The sequence below is a fragment of the Mycolicibacter longobardus genome (assembly GCF_002102265.1).
Lineage (GTDB): Bacteria > Actinomycetota > Actinomycetes > Mycobacteriales > Mycobacteriaceae > Mycobacterium > Mycobacterium longobardum.
Genome location: NZ_LQPG01000018.1, coordinates 77,297 through 96,677, shown reverse-complemented (window position 1 = coordinate 96,677; position 19,381 = coordinate 77,297). Strand labels below are relative to the sequence as shown.

14 protein-coding genes and 1 pseudogene are annotated in these 19,381 nt (G+C 67.3%); 2 read left to right on the top strand and 13 right to left on the bottom strand.

All coding sequences use genetic code 11. The features are described from left to right. Window positions 1-777, bottom strand: a complete 777-nt coding sequence (locus AWC16_RS10285; RefSeq protein ID WP_085264640.1) for an SDR family oxidoreductase — start codon at window positions 775-777, stop codon at window positions 1-3. 166 nt (window positions 778-943) lie between these two features. Here AWC16_RS10285 and AWC16_RS10280 point away from each other — a divergent pair, with 166 nt between their 5' ends. Then, the gene (locus tag AWC16_RS10280) at window positions 944-2,542 is read left to right on the top strand and encodes a flavin-containing monooxygenase (protein WP_085264639.1); all 1,599 of its coding nucleotides are present in this window, start codon (window positions 944-946) and stop codon (window positions 2,540-2,542) included. 205 nt (window positions 2,543-2,747) lie between these two features. Here the strand turns inward: AWC16_RS10280 and AWC16_RS10270 are convergent, their stop codons facing one another. From AWC16_RS10270 to AWC16_RS10225, 10 genes and pseudogenes are all read right to left on the bottom strand, one after another. After that, window positions 2,748-3,563, bottom strand: coding sequence for a 2-keto-4-pentenoate hydratase (locus AWC16_RS10270; protein ID WP_234812206.1), 816 nt, complete (start codon window positions 3,561-3,563; stop codon window positions 2,748-2,750). 123 nt (window positions 3,564-3,686) lie between these two features. Next, window positions 3,687-4,628, bottom strand: coding sequence for an alpha/beta hydrolase (locus AWC16_RS10265; protein ID WP_085264638.1), 942 nt, complete (start codon window positions 4,626-4,628; stop codon window positions 3,687-3,689). A gap of 3 nt (window positions 4,629-4,631) precedes the next feature. Continuing rightward, entirely contained in the window at window positions 4,632-5,624 is a 993-nt protein-coding gene (locus tag AWC16_RS10260; protein WP_085264637.1) for an NAD-dependent epimerase/dehydratase family protein, read from the bottom strand. Between the two features lie 18 nt (window positions 5,625-5,642). Further along, window positions 5,643-6,914: an amidohydrolase family protein gene (locus AWC16_RS10255; RefSeq protein WP_085264636.1), complete on the bottom strand. Its 1,272-nt coding sequence runs from the start codon at window positions 6,912-6,914 to the stop codon at window positions 5,643-5,645. 102 nt (window positions 6,915-7,016) lie between these two features. Then, complete coding sequence (locus AWC16_RS10250; protein ID WP_085264635.1) at window positions 7,017-7,667, bottom strand: Dabb family protein; 651 nt, start codon at window positions 7,665-7,667, stop codon at window positions 7,017-7,019. Then, window positions 7,660-8,013, bottom strand: a complete 354-nt coding sequence (locus AWC16_RS10245) for a hypothetical protein (RefSeq protein WP_207572298.1) — start codon at window positions 8,011-8,013, stop codon at window positions 7,660-7,662. Before AWC16_RS10245 ends, AWC16_RS10250 begins: the two co-directional genes overlap by 8 nt. Further along, window positions 8,010-9,011: a quinone oxidoreductase family protein gene (locus tag AWC16_RS10240; RefSeq protein ID WP_085264634.1), complete on the bottom strand. Its 1,002-nt coding sequence runs from the start codon at window positions 9,009-9,011 to the stop codon at window positions 8,010-8,012. Before AWC16_RS10240 ends, AWC16_RS10245 begins: the two co-directional genes overlap by 4 nt. A 41-nt stretch (window positions 9,012-9,052) precedes the next feature. Next, window positions 9,053-10,232: pseudogene (locus AWC16_RS10235) on the bottom strand (acyl-CoA dehydrogenase family protein). Between the two features lie 109 nt (window positions 10,233-10,341). Continuing rightward, window positions 10,342-11,091 (bottom strand): hypothetical protein, encoded by a 750-nt coding sequence (locus AWC16_RS10230; RefSeq protein WP_234812205.1) that lies wholly within the window; start codon window positions 11,089-11,091, stop codon window positions 10,342-10,344. 68 nt (window positions 11,092-11,159) lie between these two features. Next, window positions 11,160-12,584 carry a WS/DGAT/MGAT family O-acyltransferase gene (locus AWC16_RS10225; protein WP_207572297.1) on the bottom strand — a complete coding sequence of 475 codons (1,425 nt, stop codon included), beginning with the start codon at window positions 12,582-12,584 and terminating at the stop codon, window positions 11,160-11,162. Between the two features lie 182 nt (window positions 12,585-12,766). Between AWC16_RS10225 and AWC16_RS10220 the strand changes: the two genes are divergently transcribed. Continuing rightward, window positions 12,767-15,007 carry a molybdopterin-dependent oxidoreductase gene (locus AWC16_RS10220; protein ID WP_085264632.1) on the top strand — a complete coding sequence of 747 codons (2,241 nt, stop codon included), beginning with the start codon at window positions 12,767-12,769 and terminating at the stop codon, window positions 15,005-15,007. Between the two features lie 168 nt (window positions 15,008-15,175). Here the strand turns inward: AWC16_RS10220 and AWC16_RS10215 are convergent, their stop codons facing one another. Continuing rightward, entirely contained in the window at window positions 15,176-16,282 is a 1,107-nt protein-coding gene (locus AWC16_RS10215) for a histidine phosphatase family protein (protein ID WP_085264631.1), read from the bottom strand. A gap of 151 nt (window positions 16,283-16,433) precedes the next feature. Next, window positions 16,434-19,241 carry a phosphoenolpyruvate carboxylase gene (ppc, locus tag AWC16_RS10210; RefSeq protein WP_085264742.1) on the bottom strand — a complete coding sequence of 936 codons (2,808 nt, stop codon included), beginning with the start codon at window positions 19,239-19,241 and terminating at the stop codon, window positions 16,434-16,436. Between the last annotated feature and the right edge of the window lie 140 nt (window positions 19,242-19,381).

Below are 19,381 nucleotides of genomic sequence, written 5' to 3'. Positions count from 1 at the left end.
TCATTGGCCCATCGCGTACTTGACCGTCGGCCCGGCAGTCCAGCCGCCGTCGACCGCGATCTCGGCGCCGGTGACGTAGGCGGCATCGTCTGACAGCAGGTAGGTGACCGCACCGGCGATCTCGTCGGGAACACCGACCCGCCCCATCGGGGTGTTGGGATAGTTGCCCTCACCGAGTTGGATGCCGACTTCGGCGGTCATCGGGGTGTAGGTCATGCCGGGGTGCACCGAGTTGACCCTGATCCGGTCGGTGCCGAGTTCCACCGCGGCGATCTTCGTCAACCCCCGCACGCCCCACTTGGAGGCTCCGTAACCGGCGGTGAGCGGCAGGCCCATCAGACCGGCCGCCGAGGAGATGTTCACGATCGAACCGCCGCCGGCGGTCCGCATCGGGGCGATGACGGCCTGAATGCCGTTGAACACGCCGACCAGGTTGATCTCCAGCACGGTGCGGAAGTGGTCGACGGGCTCATGCTCGATGAACTGACCGGTCGCGATGCCGGCGTTGTTGACCAGGCCGTTGACGGCGCCGAATTCCGCGCTCGCGTAGGAGACCACGTCCGCCCACTGCGCGGTGTCGGTGACATCCAGGTGTGTGTAGCGCGCAGCCGAACCGAGATCCCGGGCCAGCTCGGCACCCTCATCGTCGAGCAGGTCGGCGATCACCACCTTGCCGCCCAACCCGACGATGCGGCGGGCGAATGCCGCACCGAGCCCGCGAGCGCCGCCGGTGACCACGGCAACCACGGCGGAGAGTCGGTCCGAATCCGGTTTCATGGCAACAATCTCCTCTTCAAGGCTGGTCTGGGCTGGTCTGGGCCGGTCTGACATCGCCGGTCTGGCCTAGTGCACACAACCACACCGGCCAACCACGCCCACTTCAATTCCCGCCTAGCGGGACAAACCCTGTTCCAGACCCCGACGGCGCCGGTACTTTGCGTTCATGGTCACCTCCGTTGATGTCGTAGTGATCGGTGCCGGCTTCGGCGGCCTCTACGCGATACACCGCTTCCGTCGCGACCGGCTGTCGGTGCAGGCGTTCGAGGCCGCCGACGGTGTGGGCGGCGTCTGGTACTGGAACCGCTACCCCGGCGCGCGTTGCGACGTGGAAAGCGTCGACTACTCGTACTCGTTCGACGACGACCTGCAGCAGGAATGGAACTGGACCGAGAAGTACGCCACCCAGCCCGAGATTCTCGAGTACCTCAACCACGTCGCGGACCGCTTCGACCTGAGGCGCAACATCAAGTTCGGCACTCGGGTCACCGAGATGGTCCTCGACGAGACCACGCTGCGCTGGGAGGTTCGCACCGACGCCGGCGACGTGGTGTCGGCCAAGTTCTGTGTGCTGGCGGTGGGCCCGCTGTCGAACGCGAACATCCCGGCGATCGACGGACTGGACACCTTTGGCGGGCAGGTTTATCACACCGGACGCTGGCCGCACGACGGTGTTGACTTCACCGGCAAGCGGGTCGGCGTGATCGGCACCGGATCCTCCGGCATTCAGGTGATTCCGCCCATCGCGGAACAGGCCGCGCACCTGACCGTGTTCCAGCGCACCCCGAACTACAGCGTGCCGGCCGGAAACATCCCCCTCGATGACGCCACCCGGGCCGCCCAGAAGGCCGGCTACGACGAGCGCCGACGGCTGTCGATGGAGAGCGGCGGCGGTTCACCGCACCGGCCCCATCCGAAGTTGGCGGTCGAAGCCTCCGCCGAGGAGTTGCGGGAGGCCTACGAGAAGCGCTGGCAGCTGGGCGGTGTGCTGTTCGCCAAGACGTTCGCCGACCAGACCACCAGCATCGAGGCCAACGACACCGCGCGGGTGTTCTGGGAGGAAAAGGTGCGCGCCGTCATCGAGGACCCGGCGACGGCAGAGCTGCTGATCCCCAAGGACCACCCGATCGGCACCAAGCGGATCTGCACCGACTCGAACTACTTCCAGACCTTCAACCGCGACAACGTGTCCCTGGTGAACCTGCGGGCCACCCCGATCGAACGGATCGACGCCGGCAGTGTGCACACCGCCGACGCGTACTACGAATTGGACGCCCTGGTGTTTGCCACCGGCTTCGACGCGATGACCGGATCGGTCGACAAGCTGCGGATCGTGGGGCGCGACGGGCAGACCCTCAATGAAGCCTGGCGCGAAGGGCCGAACACCTATCTGGGATTGGGGATTCCAGGCTTCCCCAATCTGTTCAACCTCACCGGTCCCGGCAGCCCCTCGGTGTTGGCGAACATGGTGCTGCATTCCGAGCTGCACGTCGACTGGATCGCCGAGGCCATCAAATACCTTGCCGACCACGACTCGATCGCACTGGAGGCGCGCGCCGACGCAGCCGCCGAGTGGGGCGCGGAATGCTCGCAGCGTGCGGAGGGAACCCTTATGACACAGGCGAACTCGTGGTACCTGGGAGCCAACATCCCGGGTCGTCCTCGGGTCTTCATGCCCTTCATCGGAGGATTCGGCGTGTACGGCCAGATCATTGCCGGGGTCGCCGAGGCCGGATACAAGGGATTCGACGTCATCGAGGCCTAAGGCGCTGACGGCGATCGAGGCGATCAAGTCGGTGTTCGCCAAACGGCTGCACGTGATGGACACCAAGCAATGGTCGAAGAGTATCGCCTGGTCGCTGGGCGCTGGCTGATCAGCTACCGCAGCCTGTCGCGGCTGCGAGTAGACGCGACATCTGGTTTCTACTCGTCTCTGACCAGCCGGCTGTTAGTTCCGGACACCCGGCAGTTCACCAGAACTCGACTGAAACCGCTCCGATGCCGGCTAATCCAGCACGAAATCGATCACCCACGCCGACGTCGAAGGCTTGAGTGCACGCGCCGGACAAGATGGTGTCTCCGGCCTCAAGCCGCACCCCGGACCGTGCGAGGGCCCGAGCCAGCCAGGCCACTGCCGAGGCCGGATTGCCTTGCACCATACCGGTGTTGCCGCGGGTGACGATCACCTCGCGTCCGGGGTGACCGGAGTAGAGCACCGCGTCGACGTCCGCCAGGTCCAAGGCCCACGGCGGGCAACCCTGCCAACCCAGCACGAATCGCGCGGCACACGCGTTGTCGGCGATCGCGTCGACGATACCGATGCGCCAGTCCTGGATGCGGGTGTCGATCACCTCGATCGCTGCGGTGACGTAGTCGGTGGCTCGGAGCACATCACGTTCAGTGCAACGGATTCCGGGCAGTTTGTCGCCCAGCACGAACGCGACCTCGACCTCGATACGGGGCTGGTACCGTCCGCACAGCTTCACCGTATCGCCGTCGTCGGCCATCATGTCGGTGAGCAGGTGTCCGTAGCACGGCTCGTACACCCCCATCATCTGCTGCATGACCGGGGAGGCCAGCCCCACCTTGTACCCGCAGATCGCGGAGCCGGCATCGACTCTGCGCGCGATGTTGCGCCGCTGAATCGCATACGCGTCATCGATATTCAGGTCCGGAGACGCATTGTGCAGCGGCTCGATGGGACGGCACAGTCGCTCAGCCCGCCACAACGAAGTTGCCGCGGCCGCGCGTCCGGACGCCTCGGCGAGACTGATGACTGGCGACACGATTGCTCTCCCCTGAACGGTCAGTGGGTCAAGTGTGCGAAGCACGGCGGGGCCGTTCAACTGGGAGTCTCGCTGAGCGGTACGCGGCCGGAGTCGCCGCCCGCCGCGCCGCTATCGCCCAGATCACAACGGTGCCGCCAGGATTTCCACGATGTCGGCCCACAGCGTCTGCCGGGCCCGCTGCGCCAGCTGCAGCGTCGGCATCGTCAGAAACCCATGGATGGCGCCCGGATAGTTACGGTGGGTGGTCGCAATCCCCGCGGCCGCCAACGCTTCCGCGTAGGCCTCACCTTCAGAGCACAGCGGGTCGCAGCCCGCGGTGAGCACCACGGCCGGCGGCAGCCCGGCACGCACGTCCTGGATCGGCGAGGCGTAGCGGTGGCCGCGATCTGCGGCACTGGGCAGATATTGGTCCCAGTACCAGGCCATGGCGGCGACGGTGTTGTAGAAGCCTTTCCCGAATCGCTGGTAGGACGCCGTGGTGAAGTCGGCGGCGATCACCGGGTAGATCAGTGCCTGACAAGCGATGTCCGGCCCACCGCGGTCGCGCGCCATCACCGCGGTGACCGCGGCCAGATTCCCGCCGGCGCTGTCCCCGGCGATAACCAGCCGGCCCGGGTCCGCACTCAACTGCTCGGCGTTGCTCGCCACCCAGGCGGTGACGGCATACACGTCATCGGCGGCCGCCGGCCAGCGCGCCTCCGGCGCCAGCCGGTAGCCAACCGACACCACCACGGCGCCAATCCCGTTCGCCATGGCCCGACAGAGCCCGTCGTGGGAGTCCAGATCGCAGAACACGAATCCACCGCCGTGCGCGAACACCACCGCCGGCAGCACGGCATCGGCGGCCGTTGCAGGCCAATAGATTCGGACCGGGATTTCGCCGGCCGGCCCCTGCAGTGTGCGGTCCTCGACACGTCCGACGGGCTCCGGCTCGGTGGGCAACTGCAGGCGAGCGCGTACTGCCGCCCGCGCCTGCGAACCGGTCATCGTCTCGACACGGGGGAATCCCGCGTTGAGGACCGGTAGGAGTTCGGCGATTTCAGGGTCGAGGTTCGCGCGCATTGCTTACCGATCGGCTGTCAGCGCGCGAAGTCCGGCGAAGGTGGCAGCCAGGGTTTCACGCGGATCGCGGTAGACCACGCCGAGATCCTGTTCGCTCGGCGCGTCGTCGGATGCGGGCATGCCGGTGTAGTAGCGCATTCCGGCCTCGGTGAATGCGGAGTTGAGCGGCAGAACCCGACCTACCTGATCGAGCAGGCGCCCGGCGACGCGCAACATGACATCCGGCAGCGGAACGGCGTACAGGGTCTGTCCCGAGACGTCGCTGAGCATGGCGGCCAGCTCGCGCACGGCCAGCCGCCGACCACCCGCGGTGTAGCGGCGCGGGCCTTGTCCGGGTTCCAGCAGCGCGGCATGCAGGGTGGCCAGATCGCGTACGTCGACCACCAGCCAGGCGGCGCTGCGCCCGGGAAGCGACCGCACCTGCAGCGCGCCCCGCACCCCTTCGGCGGCCTCACCGAACTGATCTCCGGCCGGCGGCCCGAGCACCATCCCGGGATAGGTGATGCTCACCGGTGCGCCCGCGTCCTGCAGACTCCGGGCATATTCCTCAACCTGAGCCTTCGAGCGGCCGTAGCCGTCGGTGGCCTCACCCACGGGCAGGTCGGCGTGAAATGTCTGCAGCCCCGGGCGGAACAGCGCGGTAATGCTTGAGACATGCACGATCGGATCCAGGCCCCGGCCGACTGCGCCGCCGAGGACATTGCGGGCTCCCTGCAGATTGGTGGTCATCATCTGCTCGGCCTGCTTCGGATCGGTCCCGACCAGCGCCGCACTGTGCACCACGGCGTCGCACCCGTCTAGCGCCCGACCCACGGATTCACCGTCGGCGATGTCGCCGACGGCGTAGTCGGATACGTCCACGCCGAGGGTTGCGACGCTGGTCTGCAGCCGGGCGGGATTGCGCACCAGAAGGCGCACCTGGTGTCCCGCATCGACGATCGCCTTTGCGGTCCACCCACCCACGAACCCGGTACCACCGGTGACTAACACCCGCACAATGGATCCTCCGTACTGCTAATCTCGCTTGGGGGCAAGACGTTTCAGCGCCAGTCCGCCCTCGAACGGCCGGTAGGCGAACGCGGCCGGGGCGCGATAGCCGGTGTCCGGCAACGGCGTGTGCACCTCGGTCACCGTGGGACCGACCTCCGCCGCGATCGGCGCCAGCACATCGAGGTCGAACCGGTACAGTCGAGCAGCGTTGCCGCCCAGTATCTTGCGGCAGTCATCGGGACTTCTGTCATGCAGCGCCCAGCGGATGGCCAGCTTGGAATCCGGCGCGAAACCCTCCTCGTGCGGGTAATCGCTGCCCCACATCATGTGGTCCGCCCCCATGAAATCGATCATCGGCGACTCGTACGGCGTCAGTTCACTCGCCAGATAACAGTTGCGCTGCGTGTACTGGCTCGGGGTCAGGGTCAGCTCATCGACCGATGATCCACCGAACATCCCGTAGGTCCGGTTGCCGGCCGCGGTCTTCATGACCGGCACCATGGCATCGAGGGTCGCCAACTGCTGCTGCACCCACAGGGTGCCCTGCTCGGTCGGCACAAACCGCAGGGTCGGATGCCGTTCGAACACCCCGGCCAGGATCAGATGCCCCAGCGTCCGTTGCGCCCACATCGCCATCTCGGTGATCAACACCGCGTTGGACGCGGGTTGGTCCATCGGCATCATCGGGCTACCGGCACCCGCGTGCTGCACCACGGTCAGGTCCAGGTCCGCGCACAGTTGCCAGATCGGCTCGTAGCGGGTGTGGAAGAGCGGTGCGACGTCTGGATCACCGGGCGAAACCGCGGGCAGCAGCACCCCGCCGAAGCAGTCATGCTCGCTACCCCAACGGATTTCGTCCAGCGCCGCGTCAATGTCATTGGGGAATATCTGGATCAACCCGCGGCGGCGTGCCGGCGCCAGCGAGCAGAAGTCGATCTGCCAACGATTGTGGGCCTGCACGCCGGCCCACCGTTGCTCGAACTCGGCGCGAGTGCGCGGCAGGGTGATGGTGATGTTCGGGGTGGCCGGAAAGAACGGCGGAACGGTGTTGGGCAGCAGCACTTCGGCGGCCACGCCGTCGGCATCCATGTCGGCGATCCGGAGATCGTGATCCCAATTGCGTTCGGCGGTGGCGGTGACCAGGTCGTCGAACGGACTGACGTAGGCCTGCGCCCAGTCATCGAACTCGTCGTGCAGGCGCGCCGGCAAGTAGGGCTTGTAGTCGTGCAGGTCCGCCCCCGCGTGAGTGTCCGTCGAGATCACGACGTAGCGATCAAGCGTGTCCTGGCTTGTCATCACATCTCCCTTTCGTCCTCGTATCGAGGCTATCGCTCGGTTGTCGGATCGACATCCATAAGATCCAATCTCATTGAGCAGTAGCAGTTTCCGCGTTCCTCCTCAGGCGAGGATGGCCGGTTCTTCGATGGCACAGAAGGTATGGACCAGCTCCGTGTCGACCAGCCATTCGGGGTATTCGGGATCGAACCAGCGCTCGACGTGCGCCCAATGAACCGGGTGCATCATGTAGGCGCCCAGCAGCCCGGACAGGTCCGCGTATTCCTGTTCCCAGACATGAGTCCAGTTTCGGGTGCCCGTTGCCTCGCGGGGTTCAGACAGCTGCCAACGGCCAATCGAGCGCACATGATTCGGCATCAGAACGGTATGCCGGGCGAAGGTCTCCAGCCGCTCGGCGGTGGGTCGCACATTCGCGCAGAACAAGGCGACCCGATAGACCCCTCCCCCACGGCTCGGGCCGCCCGCAGCGTTGGCCGCAAAGCCGACGTGATCGACGCGGGAGACCCATGCCGGGTCACCGAGCAGGGCATCAACGGTCCGGCCGGCATCGCTGGCCGCCGCCCGCTGCGCAGCGGCCTCCCCGTCGAAGGTGAGCCGCATGATCACGTCGCCACCGTTGTAGGCGCCGTCGAGAGTTGGCGCGATCAGCGCGCCACGCAGGCCAGGCAGATCTGCGGCCACTCGACGCAACTCGCTCAGCGCTTCGTCCGGGCCGGCGCCGGCCAGCGTGATGACGTCCAGACGGCTATACATCGGCGAACACACCCAGCGCACCGGCTTCGGCCAATGTCGCACGCCGGCGACACTCGATCATCGGCGGAGCTTGCACCTGCCACCATGCCAGGACCTCCGGGTCCTGACGCAGGGTGTGCTTGGCTCGCCAGATCGTTTCCGGGTCGGGCGCGGACCATAGGAACAGCATCCGGTTGGGTTCGTCGTCCAGCCACATGGCCGGCTCGACCAGCCGGTGAGCCAGCGTCAGCCCACACCGCCGGACCAGCGGCACGTAGTGCTCCAGATAGTCGGCCAGAAATGCCGGCCCCTTCCCGGGGCGGACGGTGATCTCGTCGAGAACCCAGATGGGCGCCTTCGAATTCACTGCCCGAGTCCCTCGTTGACCGCCAGCACGATCTTGCCCCGGACGTGGCCGTCCTGGATACGGCGGTGTGCGTCGGCGACCTGGTCGAGCGGCAGCGTGGTGATCTCCGGTGCGACGAGCCGGCCGTCGGCCATCAGCTCGACCAGCGCTCGCAGCTGCCGGCCCTGCCGCAGATGATTGGACATGGTGGGCACCACCGAGACGCCGAGTTCGGCGGCACGGCCCGGATCACACTGCGGCTCATCGCCGATGAGGGTGGCGATGGGGGCGACGATGCCGCCGCGCCGCACTGCCTCGATCGCGTCTGTCAGCGTTCCCTGCCCGACCGTGTCGACGACGAGGTCCACTCCCTCCGGCGCCCACGCCCGGGTCGCTTCGACGACGTCCTGAGTGTGGTAGTCGATGGCCAGTTCGGCGCCGAGACCGCGAACATAGTCTGCGTTGCGCGGGCTGCACGTCGTCGCCACCCGTGCCCCGGCGACCGCGGCGATCTGGATCGCGAAGCTGCCGGTCCCGCCGGCACCGCCGTGGACGAGCACCAGCTTGCCCGGACCGGCCTGACCCACGTCCATCACCGCTTCGTAGGCGGTGACCGCCGCGGTCGGAATGGCCGCGGCGTGCGAGAACGCAATGTGATCCGGCAGCTTGACCACCCGGTCGGCGTCGGAGGCCACGAACTCGGCGTAGGTGCCGCGCTCACCGAGCCCCTGGTTGGAGGAGGTCACGACGCGGTCCCCGACCGCCAGCCCGGTCACGCCCTCACCGATCTCGGCGACCACGCCGGCGGCGTCGAAACCGAGCACGAACGGGAACTGATAGTCGAAGAAGCTGGACAGCCAGCCCTCGCGGGCCTTCCAGTCGGCCGGGTTCACGCCGCAGTGGCCGACCTGGATCACGACATTGCCCGGCCGGGCGATCGGCCGTTCGACGGTGGCGTCGCGCAGCACCTCGGGACCGCCGAAGCCGTCGATCACCATGGCGCGCATCTGTGTTGGCATCTCGCTGCTTTCTCTAGCCGGTTCGGGTCAAAGTTCGGACGTCAGATCATCTTCCGCAGTGGTTCAGCCGGCTCGATGCCCAGCGACGACAGCGCCGAGGCGTGGTAGACGGTGCTGGGCACGTGAATGGCGTGGTTGAGGCCGGCATGCGCGTCTCGCCAGAACCGTTGCAGCGGCTTGTCCATCCGCAGCGCATTGCCGCCGGAACGGGCGAATCTGGTCGACAGCCATCACCGCACGCCAGGCCGCGCGGATCTGGGTGCGCCGGCCGATGGCCCGGTCCTCGAAGGAGACCTCGCGTCCGGATTCGACGATGTCCCAGATCCTGTCGACGTTGGCCAGAATCTCTTGGCGGGCGGCGTTGATGTCGGCGGCGGCTTCGCCGATCCCGTAGAGAACATACGGGTCGTCTTTGACGGCGGTACCCTGCGCGCCGACCCGGTCGCGCTGATAGTCCAGGTGCGCGGCCAGCGCGCCCTCGGCGATGCCGATCACCGCGGAGCTGATCCCGAGCGGGAACATGGTCGACCACGGCATCTTGTACAGCGTCTTGGTGACTCCGGCCTGCTGCTGCGCGGTCCCGTCGATCACGTGATCGCCGTTCATCACCCGATAGTCGGGGACGAACGCGTCGCGCACGATGATGTCTTTGGAGCCGGTTCCCTTGAGCCCGACCACGTCCCACGAGTCTTCCACGATGGTGTAGTCCCGGCGGGGCAGGATCATGTGCAGCATGGTGGGCGGCAGGGCGACGTTGCCGTCGGCGTCGCCGAGCATGGCGCCGAGGAAGATCCAGTCGCAGTGATCCGTGCCGGAGCTGAACTGCCAGCGGCCGCTGAACCGGTAGCCGCCATCCGTTGGGATCGCGATCCCGGTGGGCGCGTACGGCGATGCCATCCAGGTGTTGTCGTCGGCGCCCCACACCTCCTGCTGCACCTTGGGGTCGGCGAAGCCCAGCTGCCACGGATGTACGCCCACGACACCGCACACCCAGCCGGCTGCCCCGTCCAGCGACGCCACCGCCATCACCGTCTCGGCGAACTCCCGCGGGTGGGCTTCGAACCCGCCGTAGGCACCGGGCTGCAACAGCTTCATCGTGCCGGCCATCTTGAGCGCCTTCGCGGTCTCATCGGGCAGCCGGCCGAGGAGTTCGGCCTCGGACGCCTGATCGCGAAGTTGATCGGCGATCACCATGATGTTGTCGAGCACCTGACCGGTCATGGTCATCCTTGTCTGTCGGGTACGAGCAACCAACAACCTCGATGGTGCAACCCGCCACAACCGGCAGCGAGGCTTTGTCCCGGTGAGCGGACAGGTGATTCGCTCCGCCTCAGAAGCCGCGTATCCAGGGCAGGTTCAACAGCCCCGTCCGTCCGCTGACGTACTTGAGCAGGTCATCCAACTGAGGCAATTCGATCCGCCACTGCGGCAGCAGCCCGCACCAGCGCAGCGTGCCGGTGCCGATGTCGATATCGGTGAGCGTCAGCCCCTTCGGCAGCTCGGGAATGCGCACCGGAAACGCCGGAATCCAGGCCGGCAGCGCCCAAGACCGGCGGCCGATCTGCAGCGCACGCGCCGTGAACCACACCGCGGAGCCCGCCGCCGAAACGTCGACGCGCAGCGCTCCCCAGTGCGGCCGCCGCGCCCAGCGCAGCCATGCCGACCCGTCCGGTCGCAGCTCGCCGTGCAGCCAGGGCACGGCCCGGTGCAACACAGCGTCGACGACGCCCGGCGGGAACACCCCGGAGACGGCGGCCGGTGCCGCCACCAGCACCGCAGGCATCCCGGGCCGGACGTGCACGTTCTGCAGGACCGCGGAGACCTCATCCAGGCCGTAGGAATCCCAGCTGATCTCCCGGGCCGCAACCCGGACCTCGCCGAACTGACCGACCGCCAGTCCCCGCGGGTCCAGCGGCGAATCGAACTCGGTGATGGTCAAGGTCAGCTCATGGTCGCCGACGCGCGCCGTGACCTCTCGGCCCACAAGTTGCCGTTGCAGCGTGGTGAACCAACTTCGGTAGGGGGCCGCGGCACCGGCACTGATCGAGGGCAGCCCGACCGACGACAGGAACGAATTCACCGCGTCGAAAGAACGGAAGGGATCGTCCCAGCGCCGGTTTCGGCGGGGCGGCCGGCCTGCGGGCGACGTCATCGCCGGGTGGAACTACTTCGTCTGCCGCCGCGTTTGGGCCGGGTGGCCGCCACCAGCTTCTCCAGCTCGTCGGCGGCACACGCGGTCAACTCCCACGGGTCATCCACCAGCGCGGGGTCGACCTGTACGCCGACGTCGACAACATCCCGGTAGCTCATCACGGTGACGTTCATTCCCATGCCGGCGGCCAACGGGCCGACCGGGAAGATGTGATCGATGCGCGCGCCGGCCAGGTAGAGCTGGACCGGTGGACCGGGCACGTTGGACACGATCAGATTGGTGTTCAACGGCATTCGTTGCTCCAGCTTCGCTGCCCGGTAACCGCGGAACACCAGCGACATCAGCAACGGCGGCGCAATTTCGGTGAGTCCGACCGACTGTCGCTTCACCGCCTCCTCGGCCAGTTCCTTTGCGGTGTTCATGCCGCGATGAATCGCGGACAACCTCGCCACCGGGTCGTCGATATCGGTGGCCAGCGAGGCCGCCATCGGGTGCACCAGATTGCCCATCTCGGTGTCGTCGGCCGCCCGGGTGGACATCGGCACGGTCGCCAGGATGGGCTGCTCCGGCAGCTGGTCGCGCTTGACCAGATAGCCGCGCAGCGCTCCGGCCATCACATTGAGGATCACGTCGTTGAGCTTGACGTCGAAGTGGTTCTTGACCGTTTTGACGTCATTCAGGCTCAGCGAGCAGTAGGCGAAATCCCGGCGGGGACCGATCACGCCGTTGAGCGCGGTCTTGGGTGCGCTCAACGGGCGGGGCGGCGGATCGCTGCGTCGTTGGTTGGCGACGGTGGCGACCGCTCCGCTCACCGTCCCTCGCACGAAGCTGACCACCTTCGGCACCGACAGCACCGGCGACAGCGCACCGCGGGCGAACAGCTCGAGGCCGGCCCGCTTGGGTTGCGGTTGCTCGTCGCGCAGTTTGTCCGGCGGATCGACCGGCACCGGGCCCAGGTCACACAGCACGTCGGAGAGCCCGGCACCCGAGATGCCGTCGACCATGGAGTGGTGCGTCTTGGTGATGAACGCGACCCGACCCGCGGCCAGGCCCTCGACAAACCAGCTCTCCCACAGCGGCTGGTTCCGGTTCAGCGGGCGGGCCAGGATCTCGCTGACCACCCCTGCCAGCTCCCGCTCGCCGCCGGGTGCGGGCAGCGCGATGTGATGGATGTGGGCATCCAGGTAGAAGTGGGGGTCGTCGACCCACACCGGTCGGTCCAGCTGAAACGGCACCTCCTGAATCCGCCGGCGAAACTGCGGCAGGTAGGGCAGCCGGCTCTGCAGGTGGTTGCGCACGGTGTGGTAGCTGAATCCCGGTGTGTCGCTGGGATCGAGGATCATCAGCCCGACGGTGTGCTGAGGCCACCGGGTGCCTTCCATCGACAGGAAGAAGGCGTCCATGCCGGTCAGTCGCTTCACCATCTACTCCGTTCGCACCGCGGTATGTGGTGGGAACGTAACGCCGTCCCTCGACGATTCGTCCTCCTGATCCCGACCAGTGAGACACTCGTGAGGACCCGGTACCTGGGCGGACACCCCGCCTTGCCCGCTCAGCGGGACGACAGCCGCCGACGCGGTCGCGGATCTCCTAGCATCGCGACATGACGCCTGGACAACTCGCCGGCACCGGCGAAGACGGTCGGCACCTCCTCACCTGTCCGCTCTGTGAGGCAATGTGCGGCTTGGAAATTCAAGTGGACGGCGGTCGAGTCTCGCGGATCCGCGGCAACCAGGACGACGTCTGGAGCCGCGGACACCTCTGCCCCAAGGGCGTCTCCCTGGGAGCGCTCCACGACGACCCGGATCGGATCCGGAAGCCGATGATCAAGGTGGACGGCCAGTGGCGCGAAGTCAGCTGGGACACCGCATTCCGCCGCTGCACCGAACTCCTGCAACCGGTGATCTCCCGATACGGCATCGCGGCCGTGAGCTCCTATGTGGGCAATCCGACAGCGCACACGTTCTCCCTGGGCCGCTATATCGGGCTGCTGCTCGGAATGTCCGGCATCCCGACCAGCTACTCGTCGGGAACCGTGGACCAGTGGCCCAAAAACCTGACCTCGCACCTGATGTACGGCGGCTGGTGGACCATCCCGGTGCCGGATATCCAGCGCACCGACCTGCTGGTGATCATGGGCGCCAACCCCGCGGTGTCGCAGGGTTCGCTGCTGGCCGCACCCAACATCAACGCGATCATCGGTGACATCCGCAGCCGCGGCACCGTGATCGTCATCGACCCGGTCCGCACCGCGACCGCCGCCAAGGCCGACGAATGGCTGCCGATCACGCCCGGCACCGACGCCGCCCTGCTCCTCGCCGTGATCCACACCCTGTTCGACGAAGACCTGGTCCGGTTGGGCGCCGCCGGGGAGTATATCGACGGTATCGACACCATGCGGGCGGTCGCGGCGGACTGGTCGCCACAGCGAGTGGCCCCGGCAACGGGAATCGACGCCGAACGGATTCGCCGGTTGGCACGGCAGTTGGCCGGCGCCGATCGCGCGGTGGTGTACGGCCGAATCGGGTTGTGCACCCAGGAATTCGGCAGTCTCGCCAGCTGGCTCGTCGACGTGGTCAACATCCTCACCGGGCATTTCGACACCCCGGGCGGCGCGATGTTCCCGCGCGCGACGGCGTGGTCGCTGACCACCCGGCAGCTGCCCGGATTGGAAGGAGGCCGGTCGGAGTTCGGCCGGTGGCGTACCCGGGTCCGCGGCGCCAAGGAGGTCCTCGGCCAGACCCCGGTGTCCTGCCTGGCCGAGGAGATCGCCACCCCGGGTGAGGGCCAGGTCAAGGCGCTGATCACCGTCGCGGGCAACCCGGTGCTGTCCAGTCCGGCCGGCCACGACCTCGATGCGGTGTTGCCGACGCTGGAGGCGATGATCTCGGTGGACTGCTGGCTCAACGAGACGACGCGGCACGCCGATGTGATCCTGCCCGGCCTGTCGCCGTTGGAGCAGCCGCATCACGACGACCTGCTGCTGCAGTTCGCGGTCAGCAGCGTGACCAACTATTCACCGCCGGTGTTTCACCCGTGCGACCCCGACCGTCCCGGCGAATGGGAGATCCTGATCCGGTTGACCGGCCTGTGCACCGGCACACCCGCCGAGGACGTCGACGTCGCCGCACTCGACGACGGCTTCTTCGACGTCTTGTGCTATCTGCAGGACTTGACCGGAGCCGACATCCGCAAGCACTACGACAGCGGCGGCCCGGAACGGATCCTCGACCTGACGCTGCGCACCGGGCCGTTCGGTGACCGCTACGGCGAGAATCCCGGCGGGCTGACGCTGGATCAGGTCAAGGCCCATCCGAACGGCATCGACTTCGGACCGATGGTTCCGCAACTGCCCGGTGTCCTGAGCACCCCGGAGGCGAAGGTCCGGCTGGCACCGCAGTATCTACTCGACGACCTGCCGCGGCTGGCCGCGCGGTTGGATCGCCGGCCCGACGAATTGGTCCTGGTCAGCCGTCGCCATCTGCGGTCGAACAACTCCTGGATGCACAATGTCGGACCGCTGATGAAGGGTAAGGACCGCTGCACGCTGCTGATCCACCCCGACGACGCGGCGGTGCGCACCCTGCGCACCGGGGACAGCGTCGTCGTCGCGTCGGCCACCGGACGCCTCGAGGTTCCGGTCGAGGTCACCGATGCGATCAAGCCCGGCGTGGTGTCGATGCCCCACGGCTGGGGTCACGGCAAAGCCGGTACCCGCATGGCGGTGGCCAACAGCTCGCCGGGGGTGAACAACAACATCCTGGCGCCGCCCACGTTCGTCGACGAGCCGTCGGGCAACGGTGCGGTCAACGGGATCCCGGTGACCATCACCGCTGCTCGTTAGCTCTGCGCCCACCCGTTGTGCGGTGGGCGCAGAGCCAACATGCCCCCGACTCAGGCTCGATCGTCCGACTCCTCAGCCGGCTCGTCCCTCGCCCGCATCGTCGCCGGACTCAGGCTCGATCGTCCGACTCCTCAGCCGGCTCGTCCCTCGCCCGCATCGTCGCCGGACCTAGGCCGGGACCAGGCTGTCCCAGATGCCCGTGACGGTGCTTTCGAGGAACCCGCTCATGATCGCGATGCCCTGCGCCCACTCATCCCAACCGAGCTCGATGTCGCCGGCGAGGTAGCTCTCGATGGCCCCGAGCACCTCAGTGGGGTAGTTCATCGTCGTCTGGAGGACGTCGTTGAAGCCGGCCTGCGCCGCAGTCAACCAGTCGGACGGATCCTGCGATTGCAGGGAGTCCACCATGCCCGCCTGGATGTTGAACATCGCCATCTGCGGCGCGACGATCAGGTCGCGGGTGGCGACGAACAGCTGCGTCATCAGGCTTGGGGTCAGGTCCTGCTCGATCCCGTCCCAGCTGAGCAGCGTCCAGCCGTCGGTGGGGTTGCCCTCGATCACCACCTGGTCGGTGTTGGACAGCGGGTTCGTCATCCAGAGCCACGGGGTGGGGTTGTCGACGTTCATGATCGTCCACATCATCATCGTGGCGCCGTGCGAGAACGCCGCACTGCGGCCGAAAGCGTCCTCGGCGCTGCTCACGTCGTACATCGCCTGGACGGCCTCGTCGACACGGGACTGGAACGCCATACCGTTGAAGTCGGTGGCACCGAGCTGTGGCACGGAGTACAGCCCCAGCGTCCACAGCATCGGGGCCAGCAGGTACGCGGGTGCGCTGACCTGGCCCTGTTGGATGCCCTCGAAGATGCCGGCGTTGACCTCGTTGAGCCCGGCCAGGTGTTGCACGTCCATGCCCAGGTAGTCGGCCAGCGGCGCCGCGGTCTCCTGGGTTCGGACCAACCACGACGCGAACAGCCCGTCGTAGTCGTTACCCCCGAGGTACTTGGGGTTCAGCGGGTCGATGAGGCCCTCGGCCTGTTGCTGCCCCAGCGCGGTGAGGTGCGCACCGGGCGGCATGGTGCCGATGATGTGGCTGGCGTTGTCGGTCGATTCCCCATGCCGGGTGAAGTCGATGATGATGTCGGTAGCGGTGAGCTGAATATCGGCCAGCTGGACACCGGGTAGCGGCACCGTCGCCGGAGCGGCGGAAATCAGCCCGGCACCGACGGCGGCAACGCCGACGGTGATCCAGGGACGGGTGGCGAATCGAAGCATTGTTCAGGCCTCCTTCTTAGCGCGGTGTGACCGAAATCACGGCCATCCCGGACGCTAACTGATAGCGAAGTAAGAAAAAGCTGTCGTCCCGCCCAGTGGGATCGAAATTTTTCGGTCGGGCCGATTCCGCCCAATTCGCCCGCAGCCGTGATCAGCCGCTGTTGCGCAGGGCGCTGGCCAGTCCGTTCATCGTCAGCAGGATGCCGCGCCGCACCAGCTCGTCGTCGTCGCCGGCACGGTAGCGCCGCAGCAACTCCACCTGAAGGTGGTTCAGCGGTTCCAGATAAGGGAAGCGGTTGAACACCGACCGCGCCAGTGCCGGGTTGTCGGCCAGCAGATCGTCGTAGCCAGTGATCCGCAGGTACATGGTGATGGTCCGCTGGTGCTCCGCGACGATCTTGTCGAACACGGTGCGCCGCAACGTTTCATCGGGAACCAGCTCCGCGTAATGCGCCGCCAGGCCCAGGTCCGACTTCGCCAGGACCTGCGCCATATTCGACAACACGGTGGTGAAGAACGGCCAACGCCGATACAGGTCGTGCAGTGTCGCCAGGCGGTCGGCTTCGCTTTCCGGGCCCGCGGTGATCCACTCCTGCAGCGCCGAACCGGTGCCATACCAACCGGGCAGCATCACCCGCGACTGACTCCAGGCCAGCACCCAGGGGATGGCACGCAGGTCCGCGATCGACGAGGTGGGTTTGCGCGAGGTGGGCCTGCTACCGATGTTCATCGCGCCGATCTCGCCGACCGGCGTGGACGCCAGAAAGTAGTCGACGAAGCCCGGTGTCTCATGGACCAATTCGACGTAGGCACGCTGGGCGCGGACGGCCAGGTCGTCGAGCACCGCATACGCCGGGGCCGCGGCATCACCGAGACCCTCCACATCCAGCAGGGTGCCCTCCAGGGTCGCCGCCACCAGGCTCTCCAGGTTCCGGCGCGCCATCCGCGGCTCGGCGTACTTGGCGGCGATCACCTCGCCCTGCTCGGTGAGCCGCAGTGATCCGTTCACCGCGCCCGGAGGCTGGGCCAGAATCGCCTGATAGCTGGGGCCACCTCCCCGGCCGACGGTGCCGCCCCGACCGTGGAAGAACCGCAACCGGATCCCGGCCCTGCGGGAGGTCTCGACGATGTCGAGTTCGGCGCGGTACAGCGCCCAGTTGGCGGCCAGATACCCGCCGTCTTTGTTGGAGTCGGAGTAGCCCAGCATCACCTCCTGGTTGTCGCCGCGGGCGGCCACGATGGCCCGATATGCCGGGATCTCCAGCGCCGCCCCGAGGATCGACGCGCCGCGGCGCAGATCGTCGATCGTCTCGAACAGCGGCACGATGCCGACCGGGCAGTACGGCGTCGATCCTGAGGCGTCCAGCAGGCCGGTCTCCTTGAGCAGGATCGCCGCCTCCAAGAAGTCCGACACCGACCGGCACATCGAGATCACGTAGTTGGGCACCGCCGCCTGCCCGTAGCGATCCACCGCGTGGGCGGCGGCCTCGATGACCGCCAACTCGCCGTGCGCGAGCTCTGACAGAGCGGCGCGCTCGCTGAGCAGCGGCCGGCGGGTGCCGAGCTCGCCGACGAGCACCGCGACCCGGTCGTCTTCGTCCAGCGAGGCATAGTCGGGATGCACCCCGGCCCAGGCCAGCAGCTCGCCGACCACCTGCTCGTGCACGTCGGAGTTCTGCCGCATGTCCAGGCCGCAGAGGTGGAAGCCGAACACGTGCGCGGCCTCCCGTAGCTGGGCGAGCCGGTCGTCGGCCAACAGCGTGCCGCCGTGCTCCCGCAGCGACGTGTCGACGGTGTCCAGGTCGGCCCACAGCTCACCGGGTGCGACATAGCGCGGCAATCCCAGGTCCAGTCCATTCGGTGGCCGGTGGTCCAGGATCTCGGCTGCGGTCGCGGTGAGTCGCGCCCGGATCACCCGCAGTGCCCGTCGGTAGGGCTCGTCAGCGCGGGCCGGCTCCTGGTCGGCTTCGGCCAGCGCGGCCAATCCGGGGCTGACGCCGACCAGCCGCGCCGACATCGACAACTCCTGCTCCAGCGCGGTCAACTCGGTGAGGTAGTGCGCCAGCGCCGTATACGCGGCGCTGCCGGTGGCCAACCGCACCACGTCGCCGGTCACGTTGGGGTTACCGTCGCGGTCCCCGCCTATCCAGGAGCCGGGCCGCAGAATGGGTTCGTCCAACAGGTTCGCGCCGGGCCAGCGAGCACGCAACGCCGTCCGCACTTCGGCGTTGATCTTCGGGATCACGTCGAAGAACGCCGCCGGGTAGTAGCGCAGACCCAACTCGATCTCGTCGGAGATCTGCAGCCGCGACACCCGGACCAATGCCGTCTGCCACAGCATCAGCACCTGGCGCCGTAGCTCGGTTTCGAGGTCACGACCGTCATCGGTCTTGGTGCGGCCCTCGCAACGCAGCCACATCAACTCACCGATCCGGTGCTGGGTGGCGAACACCGTGCGACGGCGTGTCTCGGTCGGATGGGCGGTGATCACGGGAGCGACCAGGGCATCCGTCAGCGCGTCGGCCACGGCGGCCGAATCCAGTTCTGCGGCGTCCAACTTCAGGTAGGTCGCGGCCAGACTGCTGTCCTGCGGCGGTTCCGCGGCGGCCACGTGGATGGCGCGGCGCCGCTCCCGGTGGATGTCTTCGGCGAGATTGGCCAGCAGCGCGAAGTGGCTGAACGCCCGGATGACCGGAATCGCCTCGTGGATGTCGATGCCGGCGAACATGCGCGCCACCTCGGTGCGGTCGAGCTCCGAGCGGCGCACCTGAAACGACGCCACCCGAGCCCGTTCGACCAGCCCGAATATCTCGTCGCCGTTCTGCTCGCGGACCGTGTCGCCGAGAATCGCACCAAGCAGCCGGATGTCCTCACGCATCGGCTCGGTGGCTTCCCGGCCGATGCGGGTGCGGTGGACAGCGCCGATCGGTTCCAGTCCAGCATCGGTGGGGGCGGCCATAGCTGTCAGTATCGCCAGCTTCGAACCCGGCGGCCAGTGTTCGTCCACTCAGCGAGACCCGGGACCGGCGGAGTTAAGTGGTTGACGTCGACTTTCTGGTCGGTACGCAACAAACTTTTAACCACGACAAGACTTCTCGG